13 protein-coding genes are annotated in these 16,947 nt (G+C 73.9%); all 13 read left to right on the top strand.

Translation table 11 applies throughout. The annotated features are described in order from the left end of the window. Position 1: 1 nt before the first annotated feature. The 13 genes from JE024_RS07075 (at position 2) to JE024_RS07015 (ending at position 16,691) form a co-directional block, all read left to right on the top strand. On the top strand, positions 2–595 hold the full coding sequence (locus JE024_RS07075; RefSeq protein WP_205372776.1) for a (2Fe-2S)-binding protein: 594 nt from the start codon (positions 2–4) through the stop codon (positions 593–595). Between the two features lie 2 nt (positions 596–597). Further along, entirely contained in the window at positions 598–3,003 is a 2,406-nt protein-coding gene (locus JE024_RS07070) for a xanthine dehydrogenase family protein molybdopterin-binding subunit (RefSeq protein ID WP_205372775.1), read from the top strand. Positions 3,004–3,264: 261 nt separating this feature from the next. Further along, entirely contained in the window at positions 3,265–4,746 is a 1,482-nt protein-coding gene (locus JE024_RS07065; RefSeq protein WP_205372774.1) for an NCS2 family permease, read from the top strand. Positions 4,747–4,806: 60 nt separating this feature from the next. After that, entirely contained in the window at positions 4,807–5,958 is a 1,152-nt protein-coding gene (locus JE024_RS07060; RefSeq protein WP_205372773.1) for an XdhC family protein, read from the top strand. Between the two features lie 158 nt (positions 5,959–6,116). Then, positions 6,117–7,370: a glycoside hydrolase family 6 protein gene (locus JE024_RS07055; RefSeq protein ID WP_244882653.1), complete on the top strand. Its 1,254-nt coding sequence runs from the start codon at positions 6,117–6,119 to the stop codon at positions 7,368–7,370. 545 nt (positions 7,371–7,915) lie between these two features. Continuing rightward, positions 7,916–8,530, top strand: coding sequence for an RNA polymerase sigma factor (locus JE024_RS40960; protein WP_244883136.1), 615 nt, complete (start codon positions 7,916–7,918; stop codon positions 8,528–8,530). Next, positions 8,527–9,246, top strand: coding sequence for a hypothetical protein (locus tag JE024_RS07045; protein WP_205372771.1), 720 nt, complete (start codon positions 8,527–8,529; stop codon positions 9,244–9,246). Before JE024_RS40960 ends, JE024_RS07045 begins: the two co-directional genes overlap by 4 nt. A gap of 721 nt (positions 9,247–9,967) precedes the next feature. Continuing rightward, positions 9,968–10,447 carry a hypothetical protein gene (locus JE024_RS07040; protein WP_244882651.1) on the top strand — a complete coding sequence of 160 codons (480 nt, stop codon included), beginning with the start codon at positions 9,968–9,970 and terminating at the stop codon, positions 10,445–10,447. A 108-nt stretch (positions 10,448–10,555) separates the two neighbouring features. Further along, complete coding sequence (locus JE024_RS07035; protein WP_205372770.1) at positions 10,556–12,016, top strand: pyridoxal phosphate-dependent aminotransferase; 1,461 nt, start codon at positions 10,556–10,558, stop codon at positions 12,014–12,016. A gap of 145 nt (positions 12,017–12,161) precedes the next feature. After that, a complete protein-coding gene (locus tag JE024_RS07030) occupies positions 12,162–13,460 on the top strand; it encodes an AMP-binding protein (RefSeq protein WP_205372769.1) in 1,299 nt (432 codons plus the stop codon). 476 nt (positions 13,461–13,936) lie between these two features. Continuing rightward, complete coding sequence (locus JE024_RS07025; protein WP_205372768.1) at positions 13,937–15,310, top strand: NAD(P)/FAD-dependent oxidoreductase; 1,374 nt, start codon at positions 13,937–13,939, stop codon at positions 15,308–15,310. A 79-nt stretch (positions 15,311–15,389) separates the two neighbouring features. Further along, complete coding sequence (locus JE024_RS07020) at positions 15,390–15,794, top strand: nuclear transport factor 2 family protein (RefSeq protein WP_205372767.1); 405 nt, start codon at positions 15,390–15,392, stop codon at positions 15,792–15,794. A 51-nt stretch (positions 15,795–15,845) separates the two neighbouring features. After that, entirely contained in the window at positions 15,846–16,691 is an 846-nt protein-coding gene (locus JE024_RS07015; protein WP_205372766.1) for an LLM class F420-dependent oxidoreductase, read from the top strand. Positions 16,692–16,947: the final 256 nt, after the last annotated feature.

The following is a 16,947-nucleotide window of genomic DNA, read 5'->3' as shown; positions in this document are numbered from 1 at the left end:
CATGCGCGTCAACTTCACCGTCAACGGACGCCGCCAGGAAGCGGACGACGTCTGGGAGGGCGAGAGCCTGCTCTACGTCCTGCGCGAGCGCCTCGGGCTGCCCGGCTCCAAGAACGCCTGCGAGCAGGGCGAATGCGGCTCCTGCACGGTCCGCCTGGACGGCGTGCCGGTCTGTTCCTGCCTGGTCGCCGCCGGGCAGGCCGAGGGCCGCGAGGTCGTCACCGTCGAAGGGCTCGCCGACTACGCCAGGCAGCGCGCCGAGCACGGCGGCTGCGCCTCCGGCGCCTGCGGCACCAGCCTCCAGGACGCCCAGGGCTGGAGCGCGCAGGGCACCGACTCGCAGACCGGCGAGGGCACCGAACTCTCCCCGGTCCAGCAGGCGTTCATCGACGCCGGCGCCGTGCAGTGCGGCTTCTGCACGCCCGGCCTGCTGGTCGCCGCCGACGAGATGCTGGAGCGCAACCCCTCGCCGTCCGACGAGGACATCCGCGAGGCGCTCTCCGGCAACCTGTGCCGCTGCACCGGCTACGAGAAGATCCTGGACGCCGTCCGCCTCGCGGCCGCCCGCCAGGGACACGAGGAAGCGACGGTCTGACGATGACACAGCACACCCGGGCCGCGTCCGCCCCCGCGGGCACGCCCACCACCGTCACCCAGGGCTCCCGCACCCGGGGCGGCATCGGCGAGTCCACGCTCCGCCCCGACGGCACCCTCAAGGTCACCGGCGAGTTCGCGTACTCCTCCGACATGTGGCACGAGGACATGCTCTGGGGCCAGATCCTGCGCTCCACCGTGGCCCACGCCGAGATCGTCTCCATCGACACCTCCGAGGCCCTCGCCCAGGCCGGCGTCTACGCGGTCCTCACCTACGACGACCTGCCGACCGAGGTGAAGAACTACGGCCTGGAGATCCAGGACACCCCCGTCCTCGCCAACGGTGTCGTGCGCCACCACGGCGAGCCGGTGGCCCTGGTCGCCGCCGACCACCCGGAGACCGCGCGCCGCGCCGCGGCCAAGATCAAGGTCGAGTACCGCGAACTGCCCGTCGTCACCGACGAGGCGTCCGCGACCGCGCCCGGCGCCCCGCTGCTGCACCCCGGCCGCGACGACCACCACGCCGGCCATGTGGCGCACCCGAACATCGTGCACCGCCAGCCCATCGTCCGCGGCGACGCCGCCGAGGCGGCGAAGCGCGCCGACGTGATCGTCTCGGGCGAGTACGTCTTCGGCATGCAGGACCAGGCGTTCCTCGGCCCCGAGTCCGGTCTGGCCGTGCCCGCCGAGGACGGCGGCGTCGACCTCTACGTGGCCACCCAGTGGCTCCACTCCGACCTGCGCCAGATCGCGCCCGTCCTCGGCCTGCCCGAGGAGAAGGTGCGGATGACGCTCTCCGGCGTCGGCGGCGCCTTCGGCGGCCGCGAGGACCTGTCGATGCAGATCCACGCCTGCCTGCTGGCGCTGCGCACCGGCAAGCCGGTCAAGATCGTCTACAACCGCTTCGAGTCCTTCTTCGGGCATGTGCACCGCCACCCGGCGAAGCTCTGGTACGAGCACGGCGCGACCAGGGACGGCAAGCTCACCCACATGCGGTGCCGCATCGTCCTGGACGGCGGCGCCTACGCCTCCGCCTCCCCGGCGGTCGTCGGCAACGCCTCCTCGCTCTCGGTCGGCCCGTACGTCGTCGAGGACGTCGACATCGAGGCGATCGCCCTCTACACCAACAACCCGCCCTGCGGCGCCATGCGCGGCTTCGGCGCGGTCCAGGCGTGCTTCGCCTACGAGGCGCAGATGGACAAGCTCGCCAAGGCCCTCGACATGGACCCGGTCGCCTTCCGCCAGCTCAACGCCATGGAGCAGGGCACCCTGCTGCCGACCGGGCAGCCGGTCGACTCCCCGGCCCCGGTCGCCGAACTGCTGCGCCGCGTCAAGGCGCGCCCGCTGCCGCCCGAGCGCCAGTGGGAGACCACCGCGGGCGCCGACGTACGGGCCCTGCCGGGCGGTCTGTCCAACACCACCCACGGCGAGGGCGTCGTCCGCGGCGTCGGCTACGCGGTCGGCATCAAGAACGTCGGCTTCTCCGAGGGCTTCGACGACTACTCCACCGCCAAGGTGCGCATGGAGGTGATCGCCGGCGAGCCGGTGGCCACCGTGCACACCGCGATGGCGGAGGTCGGCCAGGGCGGCATCACCGTCCACGCGCAGATCGCCCGCACCGAGCTCGGGGTCACCCAGGTGACCATCAACCCGGCCGACACCCAGGTCGGTTCGGCGGGCTCCACCTCGGCCTCCCGGCAGACGTACGTCACCGGCGGCGCGGTGAAGAACTCCTGCGAGCTGGTCCGCGAGAAGGTCCTGGAACTCGGGCGCCGCCGGTTCGGCTCCTACCACCCGGCCTGGGCGACCGCCGAACTCCTGCTGGAGGGCGGCAAGGTCGTCACCGACGGCGGCGAGGTCCTCGCCGACCTGGTCGACGTGCTGGAGGACGACGCCGTCGAGATCGAGGCCGAGTGGCGGCACCGCCCCACCGAGCCCTTCGACCTGCGGACCGGACAGGGCAACGGACACGTCCAGTACTCCTTCGCCGCGCACCGCGCGGTGGTGGAGGTGGACACCGAGCTCGGCCTGGTGAAGGTGATCGAGCTCGCCTGCGCCCAGGACGTCGGCAAGGCGCTCAACCCGCTGTCCGTGGTCGGCCAGATCCAGGGCGGCACCACCCAGGGGCTGGGTGTCGCCGTCATGGAGGAGATCATCGTCGACCCGAAGACGGCCAAGGTCAGGAACCCGTCCTTCACGGACTACCTGATCCCCACCATCCTCGACACGCCGACCATCCCGGTCGACGTGCTCGAACTCGCCGACGAGCACGCCCCCTACGGGCTGCGCGGTCTCGGCGAGGCCCCCACCCTGTCGTCCACCCCGGCCGTCCTCGCGGCGATCCGGAACGCGACCGGACTGGAACTGAACAGGACGCCGGTGCGCCCCGAGCACCTCACCGGCACCTGATCAGGTCTCCGAGACTCTCCGGGCGGTGTGCGCCATGCCTCCGAGGAACGTCACCTTCCTCCACCGTGCCCGCACCGCCCGGAGACCCCTGTGCCGCACCGCTCGCGGCCGTACCACCACCCCCACGCAGTACCCCGCACCATCCCGCAGAGCACGTTCATCTCGGGCCGTCCCCCGGGTCGTGCAGCCGAAGCACCTTCCCAAATCCCGCCATCTCCAGTCTCCACGGCGGGTGCCCCTGTGAACCTTGGGAGTAGGCCCATGACCCAGCAGTCCACCGAGCCGCGGACGACGGCGGAAGACGCCGGAGCCGGCACACGCCAGCCCGCCGGAAGATCCTGGCTCGACCGGTATTTCCACATCACCCGGCGCGGATCGACCATCGGTCGAGAAGTGCGCGGCGGCATCACCACCTTCATGGCGATGGCGTACATCATCCTGCTCAACCCGGTCATCCTGTCGGTCCCCGACGCCACCGGCGCCCGGCTCGACGGCGACCAGCTCACCACCGCCACCGCGTTCGCCGCGGCGGCCACCACGATCGTCATGGGGCTCATCGGCAATGTGCCGCTGGCCCTCGCCGCGGGACTCAGCGTCTCCGCGGTCATCGCCTTCCAGGTCGCGCCCGAGATGACCTGGGAGAACGCGATGGGGATGTGCGTCATCTACGGACTGGTCATCGTGCTGCTGGTGGTCACCGGCCTGCGCGAGCTGATCATGAACGCCATTCCGCTGGCGCTCAAGCACGCCATCACCATGGGCATCGGCCTCTTCGTGTGCCTGATCGGTCTCGTCTCGGCCGGCTTCGTCACCTCGATGCCCGGTCCCGGCGGTGTCGCCGGCGCCAAGCCCATCCAGCTCGGCACCCACGACATGCTCACCGGCTGGCCGGTCCTCTGCTTCGCGGTCACCGTGCTGCTGATCTTCGCCCTCCAGGTCCGCAAGGTGCCGGGCGCCATCCTCATCGGCATCGTCGGCGGCACCGTCTTCGCGGCGGTCGTCCACCAGCTCGCGGGCCTCGACCGGGCCGCCTGGGGCGGACTGAACGCGCCGGAGCTCAGCGGTTCGCCGGTCAGCGCGCCCGACTTCGGGCTCCTCGGCTCCGTCTCGTTCAGCGGCATCGGCGACATCGGCGGCATCACCGTCGGCGTCATCGTCTTCACCCTGGTGCTGGCCGGCTTCTTCGACGCCATGGGCACCATCATCGGCATCGGCCAGCAGGCCGGCCTCGCCGACGACAAGGGCCGGATGCCCGGCCTGAACCGCGCCCTCGCCGTGGACGGCGCGGGCGGCGCGATCGGCGGCTTCGCCGGCGCGTCCGGGCAGACCGTCTTCATCGAGTCCACCGCCGGCGTCGGCGACGGCGCGCGCACCGGCTTCGCCAGTGTGGTCACCGGACTCGCCTTCACGCTGTGCCTCTTCTTCACCCCGCTCGCCCAGCTCATCCCGTCGCAGGTCGCCGCCGCGGCCCTCGTCGTCATCGGCTCGATGATGCTGGCCAACGCCCGCCACATCGACTGGACCGACCAGGCCACCTCGATCCCGGTCTTCCTGACGACCGTCCTGATGCCCTTCACGTACTCCATCACCGCGGGCATCGCGGCCGGTGTCATCTCCCACGTGCTCATCAAGACCGTCCAGGGCAAGGTCCGCGAGGTCGGCTGGCTGATGTGGGTGCTGACCGCCGTCTTCGTGGCCTATTTCGCCCTCAGCCCCATCGAGGGCTGGCTGGGCGTCGCGTAGCCTGCCGGCCCTCGGGCCGGGGCCCGCCCTCCGCACCGCTTCGTCATCAAGGAGACCGACATGCTGGACATCGCCGAAGAGCTGGACCGGTGGGTCGGGCAGGGCCGTTCGTTCGCCGTCGCCACCGTCGTCGGCGTCGGGGGCAGCGCGCCCCGGCAGCCCGGGGCCGCGCTCGCCGTCGACGCCGACGGCACGGCGATCGGCTCGGTCTCGGGCGGCTGTGTGGAGGGCGCGGTCTACGACCTGTGCCGGCAGGCGCTGGAGAGCGGCGACACCGTCGCCGAGCGCTTCGGGTACAGCGACGAGGACGCCTTCGCCGTGGGGCTGACCTGCGGCGGGGTCCTCGACGTCCTGGTCGTCCCGGTCGGCGTCGACGCGCCCTGGCGCGAGGTGTTCGCCGCCGGGCTCGCCGCCGCCGCACGCGGGGAGGCCGCCGCGCTGGCCCGGCTCACCGACGGTCCGGCCGCGCTGGCCGGCCGGGCCCTGCTGGTACGCCCCGACGGGACGTACGACGGGACGCTCGGCGGCCACCCCGAACTCGACCGGACCGCGGCCGCGGAGGCGGCCGCCCTGCTGGACGCCGGGCGCACCGGGACGGTCGTCATCGGTGAGGACGGCTCGCGCTGCGGGCAGCCGCTCACCCTCTTCGTCGAGTCGAGCGTCCCCGCCCCGCGCATGATCGTCTTCGGCGCGATCGACTTCGCCGCGGCGCTGGTGCGCGTGGGCAAGTTCCTCGGCTACCGGGTCACCGTGTGCGACGCGCGGCCCGTCTTCGCCACCGCGGCCCGCTTCCCGGAGGCGGACGAGGTCGTCGTCGATTGGCCCCACCGCTACCTGGATTCCACCGCGACCGACGGCCGCACGGTCCTGTGCGTGCTCACCCACGACGCCAAGTTCGACGTCCCGCTGCTGGAGCGGGCGCTGCGGCTGCCGGTCGCATACGTCGGCGCGATGGGCTCCCGCCGCACCCACGAGGACCGCAACCGGCGGCTGCGCGAGGTGGGCGTCACCGAGATCGAACTGGCCCGCCTGCACTCGCCGATCGGTCTCGACCTGGGGGCGCGCACCCCGGAGGAGACCGCGCTGTCCATCGGCGCCGAGATCGTCGCCGTCCGGCGCGGTGGCTCGGGCGTCTCCCTGACGGGCGCGCACACCCCGATCCACCATGACGGGCCGGGCCCGGTCGCCGGGCGCATCGGCTCGGTGGCCTGACCGCTTCGTCCGGGGTGCCCCGGCTCGCCGGGAACCGTGCACGGTGAACCTGTGCACGGTTCTTGACGGCCCGCCACCCGCGCGTGGCAGGGTGTCATGGGAGCGCTCCCATGAACTGATCGCGGGGGCGGCGCTCCGCCCTGTCCGTCCTCTCCGCCATGTCCGTTCTCTCCGTCCTCTCCGTCCTGCCGTCACGAAGGGCCCTGAGCATGCGCCGAAGAACAGCCCTCCCCCCCCTGGTGTCCGCCGCGGCACTCGCCGCCGCGCTGCTCACGGTGCCGGCGGCCGCGGCCGGGCACACCGGGGACGGGGCCGCGCGTCCGTCCGCCGCGCGCCTGTACACCCCGCCGGCCAACCCCGCGGCGTACGACCAGGCACTGGACCTCGCGCGTTCCGGGCGGCTCGCCGACGCCGCCGGGATCGTGGCGATGGCGCACACGCCCCAGGCCGTCTGGTACGGCGACCAGAGCCCGGCGGAGGTGGAGGAGTCGGCGCGCAGGACCGTCCGCGACGCCGCCCGCAAGCGGACGACGCCGGTGTTCGCCCTCTACAACGTGCCCGGCCGCGACTGCTCCAACTACTCGGGCGGCGGGGCCTCCACGACCGCCGAGTACAAGGAGTGGATCGACGCCGTGGCCCGGGGCATCGGCGACCGTCCGGCGATGGTGGTCCTCGAACCCGACTCGCTGGCGCTGCTTCCCGCCGACTGCGGCCAGGACGACGCCCAGGGGACGAAGACGGCGGCCCGCTACGACGAGGTGCGCTACGCCGTGGACAGCCTGGAGCCGCTGGCCGGCACCAAGGTCTACCTCGACACCGGCCACCCCGGCTGGCACGGCGTCGAGTCGATCGTGCCCCGGCTGCTGCGTGCGGGCGTCGGCGAGGCCACCGGGTTCTTCACCAACGCCTCCAACTACCGCACCGAGGAGGACAGTCACTGGTACGGCACGCTGATCTCGTCCTGCATCGGCTACGTCCAGGACGGCGGCGAGGCCGCGGCCTGCCCGAACCAGTACTGGCCGCGGGCGGACGCCGAGACGTGGCTGAAGGAGAACGTGACCACGCCCCTCGGGGAGCGGAAGCACTTCGTGACGGACACCAGCCGCAACGGACTGGGACCCTGGACCCCGCCGCCCGGCAAGTACACCGACGCGCAGGACTGGTGCAACCCGCCCGGGCGCGGCCTCGGCGACCGTCCGACCCTGAACACCGGCGACCCGCTGTACGACGCCAAGCTGTGGATCAAGATCCCCGGTGAGTCGGACGGGCTGTGCCTGCGCGGTACGCAGGGCCCCGAGGACCCGGAGCGCGGCATGGTCGACCCCGCGGCGGGAGGCTGGTTCCCCGAGCAGGCGCTGGAGCTCGTACGGCTCGCCGAGCCGCCGATCCTGGGCCACCGACCGGGCAACTGACGCACACGGGGCACCGGTTGCCCCGGCACGGGCCGGATCCGCGCTCCGCGCGGGTCCGGCCTTCGTGCTGCCGTCCGTCATCAGTGACGTTTCCGTCGGTGCTGACGCTGAGGGTGTGTGGGGGAATTCCGCGGTGCTGCATGGCATGGGCATGCCGTGCGGGTCCGATGCCGGGCGAGGGGGTCGGCAGCCGGGGGCCCGCGGACGAAGAGCGAGGGGAACGGAGGGGCGCGCCGGTGCCGACAGGGGGGACGCGCGGGAATCCCGGCGAACGGGAGACCGGGCGGGATCGTCCGTCCCCGGGGTCGGCGGAGCGCCGTGGCGAGGGGGAGGGGCGGTCCTTGCCGGGGTCGGCGGAGCACCGGGACCGACGGTCCTTGCCGGATTCGGCGGAGTCCGGTGAGGCGGGGGAGGGGCGGTCCTTGCCGGGGTCGGCGGAGTCCCGTGGCGCGGGGGACGGACGGTCCGTCTCGGGTCCGGCGGAGCACCGCGGCCGTCGCGGCCCCTGGAAGGGGGAGGCGCGCGCCGAGCCGCGCACCGAGGGGATCAGGCGCCGCGCGCAGGAGCGCGACACGGAGCTCGGCCGGGCGGTCGAGCGGGCCCAGCAGGGGGACGAGGCGGCCTTCACCACCGCGTACCGGATCGTGCATCCGCCCCTCCTCAACTTCCTGCGCGGACTCGTCGGGGACGACGCCGAGGACGTCGCCTCCGATGCCTGGCTGGAAATCGCACGTGACATCGGGCGCTTCCGCGGCGACGGGGCCGGCTTCCGGGCATGGACCGCCCAGATCGCGCGCCACCGCGCCGTCGATCATCTGCGGCGGGTGGGGAGCCGGCCGCGCGGCAGCCTCCTGGAGGTCGACCTGACAGGGCTGCCGTCCCGTCAGGACACCGAGCAGGAGGTCCTCGAAACCGTGTCCACCCGCGCGGCCCTGGCGCTGATCGCCCGGCTGCCGCGCCGGCAGGCGGAGGCCGTGCTGCTCCAGACCGTCATCGGGCTCGACGGACCGGCCGCCGCCCGGGTGCTCGGCACCCGGCAGGGAGCCGTCCGGTCCGCCGCCCACCGGGGTCTGCGACGGCTGGAGAGGGAGCTCGCGGAGCTGCGGGCCGGGGGGTCCGTGACAGATTCGGACCGGCGTGCGCTGGGTGGTGCGAGATGACCGAAAACCGATCGGCCGAGCCGGCCGAGCCGGCCGAGCCGGCGGAGCCCGTGCGGCCCGAGGCGGCGGGCGCCGCACCCGCGCCCGGGCCGGGCGCCGACGCGCTCGACGAGCTGCTCCTGGCCGCCGCCCGCCCCGGCCCCGTGGCGCCCGGACCCGCCGGGCGGGCGCTCGCCGCCTTCCGGTCCGCCCGTGACGAGGGCGCCCTCGGGCAGCCCGTCCGCGGTCCGGACGACTGGCGCGCCCCCGTCCCCCGGCGGCGACTGCCGCCCGCGCGGGCGCTCAAGGCCGGGGCGGGCGCGCTGGCGGCCGGGGTGCTGCTCGGCGGGGTGGCGATGGCGGCGGGTGCGCTTCCCGTGCCGTTCGCCGAACCCTCCCCGCGGGCGCCCTCGCCCGCGCCGCGCACGCTCCCTGCCGGGCCGCCGTCCGTACGGAGCGATCCCGCTCCGTCGGGCCGCCCCTCGCCCGTCGCCACCCCGGAGCGCGGCCGGGAGCGGCCGCCGACCGCGAAGGACGACCTCGCGCACTGCCGGCGGTACGGGGCGGGCCGCGAGGGCACGGGGTGGGCGCGGGACCCGGAGCATCCCGTGCACGAGAGGCTGGCGCGGGCCGCGGGGGGCCCGGAGGAGATCGCCGCGTACTGCGCCCGCCTGCTCGCGGACGCGCCGGCTTCGCCCCCGAGGCGTGAGCGGCCGGCGAAGCGAGGGAAGCGTTGAAGCCCCTGGGGGCGTTGAGGTGGGCAACTCCAGCCTGTCAGGCGTTCCCTCTGGGGGGTGTTCAGGTGGGCAACTGCAGTTCGACCGGCGTTCCCTCTGGGGGTGGGCCGGACCGGGCGACTTCAGCCCGTCCGGCGTTTGAGGATGCCGTGCGCGGCGCGGTGCCGGGGCTACCGGGGCGCGTCGGCCCTGTGCGTGTATCCGGGTCCGGCGGGGCTCTGCCCCGCGCCCCGCGCCTCAATCGCCGGCGAGGCTGATAACCAGCCTGCAGGCACGCGGCCCGAGACGCAGGGCGACTCCAAGCCCGTCCGGCGTTTGAGGACACGGCCGTAGGCTGTGCCGGGGCCACCGGGGCGCGTCGGCCCTGTGCGTGTATCCGGGTCCGGCGGGGCTCTGCCCCGCACCCCGCGCCTCAATCGCCGGCGAGGCTGATAACCAGCCTGCAGGCACGCGGCCCGAGGCGCGGGGCGACTTCAGCCCGTCCGGCGTTTGAGGACGCCGTGCGCAGCGCGGTGCCGGGGCCACCGGGGCGCACCGGCCCTGTGCGCGCATCCGGGGCCGAGAGGCCGGGGGCGCGCGGACGCGCGAGGGCGGGTGATGGTTGTACGGGGGTGCGGCGTCCGGGCTGTGAGAACCGACACCCGCGCGCCCCGTGACGCTTCCCGCCCCCGTTCCGCTGGGACGGGCGTGGTCGACGTGGCCGCAGGTTCGGGAGGTACGGATGTCGAAGGAAGGGCGTGCAGCGCGGCTGCCGGGCGCCGACGGCATGCAGGGGTATGCCGCAGGGTTCGTCGCCGAGTTGAGCGAGCGGAGCAGACTGCCGCTGGACTACACGGTGGCCAGCCTCAGGCTGGTGGACTTCGTCGTCGACGGACTCAGACGCAGCACCTCGGAGCGGGCCGCCGTGGAGGGGGTGCTCCGGGGGCTCGGCGCGTACGCGGGGGAGGTCGTCGTCCGGCGGGCGGGGGCGCGGTGGGTGGATCTCGACGAGCGGGAGCGGGAGCTCTTCGGGCAGCCGGTGGGCATCAGGATGCCGGACGGCCGCGTCTGGAACCCGCTCGGCAAGGTCGTCAAGCGCTTCGAGCACGGCCCCGCGGAGTCCCTGGAGCGCTTCTACCTGCTGCTGCACGGCAGGCGCAGGCCGGGCGGCCCCGAGCGGCCCGGCCGGTGCGGAGATGCCGCCGAACGCGCCGCCTGCTGACACCGGACGGCGGCGCGCAGGCGTGAACGCCGGGCCGGTGCCGCGCGTATCTGTCGGCGGCGGGGTGCGCGAGGGCACCCCGCCGCCAGGCAGGCAGGGAGGCACCTTGTGGCAGGCAGCGACGTCACCGCGCTGTTCGGCGCGTCCACCGCGCACAGCCCGTCGTACTTCACCCTCACCAGGGCGACCGGGGCGCAGGCGGGGGAGATCGCCGACTTCTGCATCCCCTGCAACCCGTACTTCCCGACCCCCGCGATGTTCGACCGGCTGGGCGCCGGGCTGCGGGAGATCCTGACGTACTACCCGAGCAGCGCGGAGACCGTCACGGCCGAACTCTGCCGGCTGCTCGGCCTCAACCCGGCGACGGTGGCCATGGGCAACGGCTCCACCGAGCTGATCACCTGGATCGACCATCTGCTGGTGCGGGAGTCGCTCGCCGTGCCGGTGCCCACGTTCGGCCGGTGGACGGACCAGCCGATGGAGACGGGCAAGCGGGTGGACATGCTGCTGCTGCCGGAGGCCCGCGGCTTCGCCCTCGACCCGGAGGCGTTCGTGCGGTTCGTCGAGTCCCGGGGCTCGCGCGTCGCCGTCGTCTGCAACCCCAACAACCCGGACGGCGGGCTGCTGTCCAAGCCGCAGGTCCTCGGACTCCTCGACCGCCTCCAGGACCTCGATCTGGTCGTCGTCGACGAGTCGTTCCTCGAATTCGCCGACGAGGGCCAGGAGACGAGCGTGGCCGCCGAGGCCGTGCTGCGGCCCAACGTCGTCGTGCTGCGCAGCCTCGGCAAGAACTTCGGCCTGCACGGGGTGCGCTTCGGCTACCTCGTCGCCCACCCCGGCCTGGCCGGCCTGATCCGCGGCGCGCTGCCGAAGTGGAACCTCAACTCCTTCGCGGAGGCCGTGGTCTTCATGCTGCGGGAGCACCGTCACGAGTACGCCGAGAGTCTGCGCCGGGTGCGCGGCGACCGGCACGAGATGATCCGGTACCTGTCCCACCTGCCCGGTCTGACCGTCTATCCCTCGCAGGGCAACTTCGTCTATGTACGGCTCCCCGCCGGCGTCGACGGCGCACTGCTGCGCGACCGGCTGCTCACCGAGCACGGCGTGCTGGTGCGCGAGTGCGGCAACAAGATCGGCAGCTCCAGCCGCTTCGTCCGGCTCGTGGTGCGTCCGCAGGCCGATGTCGTCCGTCTGGTGTCGGCGATGGAGCAGGTGCTCTACGGCCGGACCGTGCACACCCCCGCGCCCGCGCCCCAGGCGCCCCGTCCGATGCTCGCCCAGGTGCCGGCCGGCCCGCCGGGCGTGCCCGCGCCGGACCTCCCGCAGGCGGTGGAGCGACCGCCGTCCGCCGTCCCGCAGGCGGTGGAGCGCCCGCCGGCCGCCCGCGGTCTCGTCCCGGCCGCCGCCCTGGCACCGGAGCCCGCCGTGCCCCCGCAACAGCCGCAGCCGGTGTGCCCCGATGCGGCCGGCCCGCCCGCGCAGGCCGCGCGCACCGGTCTCGTCCGGGCCATGACGGCCGGCTACACCTCGGGCACGGCGGCGATCGACCGGCTGGTCAGCGGCGCCTGAGCCGGCCCCGGCAGGGGCGCCCACGGCGACGGCACATTCTCTCAAGAACTTGCCCAGAGACGCCCGGTGACACTGTTCGCACCCGGGCCGGAGACGGTCTCCGATCCCGGGACGCCCGTGTGCACGCCGTACCTGGGGGGCCCGAGTGAGCGCAGTGACCATGATCGGCACCGGTGGGCGGGAGACCGGCGGTGACAGCGGCGGACGCCCCGCGAAGCGGTCGCGGACGGCGGCCGAACCCGTCACCGTCGACGGCCTGTTCGCGCACGCAGCCGCCCGGCGGCCCTCAGAAGTGGTCGTTGCCGACGGCGGCCGGCCCCTGACCTACGGCGCGGCCCGGGAGAACGCGAGCCGGCTCGCCTCCGTGATGCTCCGCTACGGGGTCCAGCTCGGCGACCCGGTGCTCGTCCACACCGCCGACCACGCCCAGTCCCTCGTCGCGCAGCTCGCCGTACTGGCCCTGGGCGGCGTCTGCGTGCCGGTGCCGGACGGGGCCGGCGAGCGGGACGCGGCCCGTATCGCCGAGATGAGCGGTGCCACCCTGGTGCTGTGCAGCGGCGTCCACCGGGAGCGCTGGGCGCTGGACGCCATGGTGCTCGACGACGCGCGCACCTGGGCGCGGATCGCCCCGGTCCGGGTCGACGGCTCGCTGCCGCGCTCCGGTCCGGACGACGTCGCCTATCTCCTCACGGAGCGCACCGAGGGCGGCGGTTGCGTCGGCCATCTCGTCGACCACCGCGCCTGGCTGCTCGCCACCGGCGCCCGGCTGCGCCGCGCGGGACGACCCGGACGGGGCGTACGGACCGGCCGGCGGCCGGGCGGGGCGCTGGGCCTGGCCGCGCTGTGGTGGGCGATCTCCGCGGGAAGCCGGCTGAACGGCCCCGCCGCTCCGGCCACCGGCCGGGACCAGGCGGGGGCGGCCGCGGTGTACGGACCCGAGGAGTACGCGGAGTTCCTCGAAGGGGCGGTGACCGGCGCGCCGGGCACGGCCCTGGTGATCGGGGGCGCGCTGCCGGCCGGGCTGGTGGCGCGCCACCGCGAACTGCTGCCGTACACCCGGCTGCTGGCCGAGTTCTCGCCGCGCGACGGCGCGATGCCGTGGACGGCCGCCGACTGCACCTCGGCGCACGCGGACGGATCCGGCGCGGGATCCGCGGTGCCCCGGGTGCGGGTGACCGTCCGCGACGAGGAGGGCCGTCCGGTGCCGGCCGGCGCCACGGGGCGGATCTGGGCCGCCGGTGCGGCGCTTCCCTTCGACCGGCTGTGCGACGGCTGCCGTGAACCGGCCGTCGGCCACCGGGGGTCGCTGATGTCCTCGGGGTATCTGGGCCGGTGGGCGGGCGAGGGCTCGCTGGAGATCACCGGCCGGACGGCGCGCAGTGCTCCGGCGCGGTCGTCCCGGTCGGCGTCCGCGTTCGCCTGCGCGGCGCACGGGGCGGCCTGACGGGGGTTCCTCCCGGGGGGGCTACGTCCAGCCTCGCCGGACCTGGTCGCGCACGCGGGGCCGTGCGGGCCGGTGGCCGCGGCACGGCCTGCGGCCGTGTCCTCAAGCGCCGGACGGGCTGGGACCGGCCCGCACGCGGGGCCGTGCGGGCCTGCGGCCGTGTCCTCAAGCGCCGGACGGGCTGGGACCGGCCCGCACGCGGGGCCGTGCGGGCCGGTGGTCGTGTCCTCAAGCGCCGGACGGGCTGGGAGGGGCGGCCCGTGCGGGCCGGTGGTCGTGTCCTCAAGTGCCGGACGGGCTGGGAGGGCGGCCCGTGCTGTCCTGCGGACGTCGCCTCAATCGCCGTACGGGCTGGGGTGGTTGGGGCGATTGAGCAACCACGGAGGCGCTCCGCCCAGGTGGGTCCGCGCAGACTCACACCAGTCCCGGAGATCCAGGAGCGGCAGTGGGCCGCTCGTGAAGGTGGGGGTGTTCGCGTGGTGCTCGGTAAGCATGCGGTTGTCGTCGGAGGCTCCGTCGCGGGGCTCACCGCCGCCGGTGCTCTGGCCGGCAGGTTCGAGAGAGTGACGGTGCTCGACCGGGACGCGTTGCCGTCCGACGCCGCGAACCGCAAGGGCGTGCCGCAGGCCCGCCACAGCCACGCCCTGCTGATCGGCGGACGGCTCGCGCTGGAGAAGGTCTTCCCCGGTCTGACCGCGGAGCTGACCGCGGGCGGCGCCGTCCCCTGGGACCCGGGCAACGACCTCCTGTTCCACCAGATGGGCGCGTTCCGCATCCCCTACTCCACGGGCATGATGGGCGTCAGTCTGACCCGGGCCTATCTGGAGCACTCCCTGCGCCGGCGGGTGGGCGCGCTGCCCAACGCGGTGCTGCGGGACAACGCGGCGGTCACCCAGGTGGTCGGGGTGCCGGGCCGGGTGACCGGGGTGCAGCTCGACGACGGGGAGGTGATCGAGGCCGATCTGGTCGTCGACGCCACCGGCCGCAGCGACCGCGGCGACCGCTGGCTGGAGCAGGTCGGCTGCCAGGCCCCCGAGGTCGACACGGTCAAGATCGACGTCGGCTATTCGAGCCGGATGCTCCACCGGACCCCCGGCGACCGCCTCACCGAGATGGGCGGACTGCTCTTCCTGATGGCCTCGATCGGGCCGAACGACAAGCGCGCGGCGGCGGCGTTCGCGGTCGAGGACGACCGCTGGATCATCACCCTCGGCGGCTGGCACCGCTCCTACGCGCCGACCGACCCGGACGGCTTCGCCGCCTTCGCGGCCGGGCTGCCCACCTCCCACATGAAGGACCTGCTCGCGCGGTCCGAGCCGGTGGACCCCGGCAACGCCCTGCGCTACACGTACCCGAACTCGCGCAGACGCTACTTCGAGCGCCTGCGCCGGCCCCCGGCCGGATACGTCGCCATCGGCGACGCCGTGTGCAGCTTCAACCCGCTGTACGGCCAGGGCATGACCGTGGCGATCCTGGAGGCCCTCGAACTGGGCGACAGCCTCGACCGCTGCGGCGGCCCGACCGAGGAGATGACCCGGACGTACTTCCGGGCGGTCGGCAAGCTGCTGGAGATGCCCTGGCGGATCTCGGTCGCGGGCGACTTCATCTTCCCGGAGACGGTGGGCCCCAAGGCCTTCGGTACGGACGTGGCCAACTGGTACGTGGGCCAGGTGACCCGCGCCAGCCACACCTCGGTCGACGTGCACCGCGTGATGCTGGAGGTGCAGCAGATGCTCGCCCCGCCGTCCGCGCTGCTGCGGCCCGGGGTGATCGCGCGCTCGCTGCGCGCCGCCCGCAGGTCCCCCGCGGTGAGCTCCCGGCCCGGCGCCGTGCGCAGCCCCGTCGGATGACGGACCGGCGCGCCGCGACCGCACCGCCCTTCCCAGCCCGAACCACCCGGCGAACCGCCGGACGAACACTGGAGGAAGCATGACGGAACAGCCTGTCGACACGGTGAAGCGCCTCTACGCGGGCCTGACCGCCTTCGACATCGAGATGGTCCTCGGGACCTGCGACCCCGAGGTGGAGATCGTCGCCCCCAAGTCGCTGCCGTGGTCGGAGGGCGACTACAAGGGCCTGGACGGGGCGAAGGCGTACTTCGCCAGTGCCCTGGGGCACCTCGATCAGGCCAAGTTCGACGTCGAGGAACTGCTCCCGTCCGGTGACTGGGTCACCGCGCTCGGCTGGTGGAGCGGACGCTTCAAGGAGACCGGCAACGAGTTCAACGTCCGCTTCGTGCACTTCTGGATCATCCGTGACGGCAAGGTCATCCGCGCCGAGGGAGTGTCCGACACCGTCCCGATCGCGCGGGCGGGCGAGCCCGCCGGAGCCTGAGCAGGTGCCGTGCCGGTACCCCGGCAACCGGATCGAGCAGGGGAATCACTCATGAAATTCGGTGTGTCGGCACTCGTCACGGACGAGGGGATCGGCCCGGCGAGCCTGGGCAGGGCACTGGAGGAGCGCGGCTTCGAGTCGCTCTTCGTCGGTGAGCACACCCACATCCCGGTGAAGCGGGAGACCCCGTGGCCGGGCGGCGGGGAGCCGATGCGGGAGCTCTACCGCACGATCGACCCGTTCGTGGCGCTGACCGCGGCCGCCGTGGTCACCGAGCGGCTGCTGCTCGGCGGCGGCGTCTTCCAGGTCACGCAGCGCGATCCGCTGACCCTCGCCAAGGAGATCGCCTCGCTCGACCTGATCTCCGGCGGCCGGGCGGTGGCCGGGGTCGGCGCGGGCTGGAACCGTGAGGAGATCCGCAACCACGGGACCGAGCCGAGGACCAGGATGGCGCTGATGCGCGAACGGGTCCTCGCCATGAAGGCCCTGTGGACCGAGGAGCAGGCCGAGTTCCACGGCGAGTTCGTCTCCTTCGACCCGGTGTACTCCTGGCCCAAGCCGGTGCAGCGGCCGCACCCGCCGGTGATGGTGGGCGGCAACCATCCGGCCGCCGTCGAGCGGGTGCTCGACTACGGCGACGACTGGGGCCTGATCTGGCTGCCCATGATGATGGAGGGCGAAGCCGCGCTCGGGCCGGTCATCGCCGACTTCCGCCGGCGCGCGGAGGAACGCGGCCGGGACTACATCCCGGTGACGGCGTACCAGGTGCCGCCGGACAAGGCGGTGGTCGCCTCGATCGTGGAGGCGGGCGCTGACCGGATCCTGTTCACGCTGCCCACCGTCCCCGAGGACGACACGCTGCGGAGCCTGGACGCCCTCGCCGCGCTGTTCGTCTGAACGGGCCCGCGCGCCCCGGCCGGTCCCGTGACCGGATGTGCCCCTGACCGGCCGGTCAGGGGCACATCGCGTGACAGTGGCCGGAACTGCGCGCCCGGCGTGACATTCCAGGGGCCGTGGACAACCCCTGGGGGGCATGATGCGTCCCGTCGCGAGGAGGGACTCGGCCCTGTTCTTATACGTGTCACCGGCGGCACCCGAGCGGCTGTGACGGGTGAGCAATGTGGGCGGTGACAGGTGTTCGAATGATGGCTAC

It is taken from the genome of Streptomyces zhihengii (assembly GCF_016919245.1).
In the GTDB taxonomy this organism is placed as follows: domain Bacteria; phylum Actinomycetota; class Actinomycetes; order Streptomycetales; family Streptomycetaceae; genus Streptomyces; species Streptomyces zhihengii.
Note: the sequence above shows the minus strand (reverse complement) of the source record. Positions and strands in the feature narration are given on the sequence as shown.